The 2,360-nt window shown below is 60.3% G+C and carries 4 protein-coding genes and 1 pseudogene; 2 read left to right on the top strand and 3 right to left on the bottom strand.

Features of this window, described 5'->3' with window-relative positions:
- Positions 1-269, top strand: a 269-nt coding sequence (locus AC3B8H_RS20440) for a hypothetical protein (protein ID WP_488443358.1), incomplete at its 5' end; no start/stop codon positions are given.
- Between the two features lie 38 nt (positions 270-307).
- Here the strand turns inward: AC3B8H_RS20440 and AC3B8H_RS20435 are convergent.
- The 3 genes and pseudogenes from AC3B8H_RS20435 to AC3B8H_RS20425 all read right to left on the bottom strand — a co-directional run bounded on the left by AC3B8H_RS20435 (position 308) and on the right by AC3B8H_RS20425 (position 1,835).
- Positions 308-760 (bottom strand): pirin family protein, encoded by a 453-nt coding sequence (locus AC3B8H_RS20435; RefSeq protein WP_488443359.1) that lies wholly within the window; start codon positions 758-760, stop codon positions 308-310.
- A gap of 33 nt (positions 761-793) precedes the next feature.
- Positions 794-1,171, bottom strand: a pseudogene (locus AC3B8H_RS20430) (pirin family protein); the annotation flags it as partial.
- A 64-nt stretch (positions 1,172-1,235) separates the two neighbouring features.
- Positions 1,236-1,835: an FMN-dependent NADH-azoreductase gene (locus tag AC3B8H_RS20425; RefSeq protein WP_488443357.1), complete on the bottom strand. Its 600-nt coding sequence runs from the start codon at positions 1,833-1,835 to the stop codon at positions 1,236-1,238.
- A 70-nt stretch (positions 1,836-1,905) separates the two neighbouring features.
- Here AC3B8H_RS20425 and AC3B8H_RS20420 point away from each other — a divergent pair.
- The coding region (locus AC3B8H_RS20420; protein WP_488443356.1) for a LysR family transcriptional regulator at positions 1,906-2,360 on the top strand (455 nt) is incomplete at its 3' end.

The raw sequence follows: 2,360 nt of genomic DNA, 5'->3' as shown, positions 1-2,360 counted from the left end.
ACGAAAAAGAAACCGAATTGTTTGAACAACTGTATACGGCCTACCCGAGCAATGTCGGCTTCAAAAACGGCTTGGCAATCAGTTATTGGAAATTAGCGGATTTCAATCGCACGCATTTGCGCGATAACGCCGCCGCCATCGACTATTTCCGTCAAGCCGAAGCGCTGTGGCGAGCGCTGGTGCGCGACGCGCCGCACCACGTCGAGTTTCAGAAAAATTTGCAGCGGGTCGGCGAAGACCTGAAGAACTTGGCAGGGGAGCTTCGCTGACCCAGGCGCGACCGGGCTACGGCCCGGTCGAACGCCGGCTACAGGCGGCCGTTGTGGTAGTCGTCGATCGCTTGCAAAATCTCGGTCTCGCTGTTCATCACGAACGGGCCGCGCTGCACGATCGGTTCGCGCAGCGGCCGGCCGGCGACCAGGATGGCCTGGCTGTCTTGCTTGGCGCTTAGCACCGCGCCGTCGCAATTCCGGCTGTTGTTTAACACCGCCAACTGCCGGGCCGCGACCTTGCGCCCGCCGATCGCCAGCTCGCCCCGATCAACGTAGACGAAGGCATTGCAGTCCGGCGGCAGCGCTTGGCTGAATTCGCCGCCGGCCGGCAAGCGCAGGTCCAGAAACAGCGGTTCGGTGACCGGCCGCTGGATCGCGCCGGCCACGCCGTGGCTGTCGCCGGCAATCACGCGGACTTGGCCGCCGTTCGGCAGCGCGAATTCCGGAATCGCCGGGCTTTGCACGTCGCGGTAATCGGGCGGCTGCATTTTGCTCGCGGCCGGCAGGTTAATCCACAGCTGAAAGCCCGCCAATAATCCGTCCGCCTGCTCCGGCATTTCCGAATGAATAATGCCGCGTCCGGCGGTCATCCATTGAATTCCGCCGGTTTCCAACACCCCTGAGTGGCCGGCGTTGTCGCTATGCCGCATCCGGCCGGCCAACTAATAGGTCAGGGTTTCGAAGCCGCGATGCGGGTGATTGGGAAAGCCGGCGACATAGTCGCCGGGCTTGTCGCTGCCGAAGGCGTCCAGCAACAGAAACGGGTCCAGCCGTTTCTGCAAACCGGGCGGTATCAGCCGCGTCAGTTGCACGCCGGCGCCGTCGGAGGTTTTAAGCCCGGTCACTATTTGTTCGATAGTCCGGGAGTGATTTACGGTCGAAGCTACTGTCGGGTTCATCGCTTGATCTCCAAAGGAGGCGACACGGTGCGGACGTGTCGCCGGGTGGGTGAGGAGTTGCCGTTCAAATTTCCAGTGCGGCAATTTCCAGCTCGGCTTGCCGCAAGGCCAGTTCCGCGACATCGCCGCTACGTGCCAGGCCTTCGGCATGGATGAAGGTCAGATCGGTCATACCTAAAAATCCCAGCATGGTTTGCAGGTAGGGCGTCATCGTATCCAAGCCCGTGCCGCTGTGCTGCCCGCCGTAGGTCAAGGCCAAATAGACCTTTTTGCCGCCCAATAAACCTTCCGGCCCGGACTCGGTGTAACGAAAGGTCAGGCCGGCGCGGGCAATGGCATCGAACCAGGCTTTGAGCTGCGCGGGTATCCCAAAGTTGTACATCGGAACGCCCAGCACGATGTGGTCGGCCTGTTGGATTTCGTCGATCAAGACGTCGAAACGTTCCGCCAAGGCCCGTTGTTCGGTATTGCGCTGATCGGCTGGCGTAAACAGCGCGCCAAGGGCCGCGCCGTCCAACAGCGGCGGCGCCGATTGCGCCAAGTCGCGTTTGGTCAAACTGGATTCCGGATAGGCGGCTTGCAGTTTATCGGCCAATAAATTCGCCAAATGGCTGGAGTGGCTTTGTTCGCCGCGTATGCTGGTGTTGATTTGCAGAAGGTTCATCGTTTGTCTCCCAAAAGTCAGTGGATGGGTTTACTATAATTCGGGACAATAAAAACGATAAGGCCGTCAAATGGATAACATTATTCCACTAGAGCAACAATACGCCGGTATCGAGCCGAACGATTTGTGGCTGTTCGCCAAGGTGGCCGATTGCGGCAGCTTTTCCAGGGCCGCCGAATCGGCGGGGTTGCCCAAGTCGTCGCTGTCCAGGCGTATTGCGTTGTTGGAGCAACGTCTGGGCGAGCGTTTGTTGCAACGCACGACCCGAAAACTGACTCTGACCGAGCTGGGCGAGCGATTGTTGGAGCATGGCCGGCAAATCGGCGCCGAAACCAGCGCGGCGGCGGCTTGGGCCGCGCACCGGCAAATAACGCCGTCCGGCTGGCTGCGCCTGTCGGTGCCCAGCGATTTCGCCGCTCTGGCCTTGGCGCCGCTCCTAGCCGAATTTGGGGAACGTTATCCCGAGGTGGTTTTGGCATTGGATTTATCGCCGCGACGGGTGGATTTGATCGCCGAAGGTTACGA

The sequence above is a fragment of the Methylomonas sp. BG-2 genome (assembly GCF_057766305.1).
The sequence above is the reverse complement of the archived record's forward strand: the minus strand, read 5'-3'. Positions and strand labels throughout refer to the sequence as shown.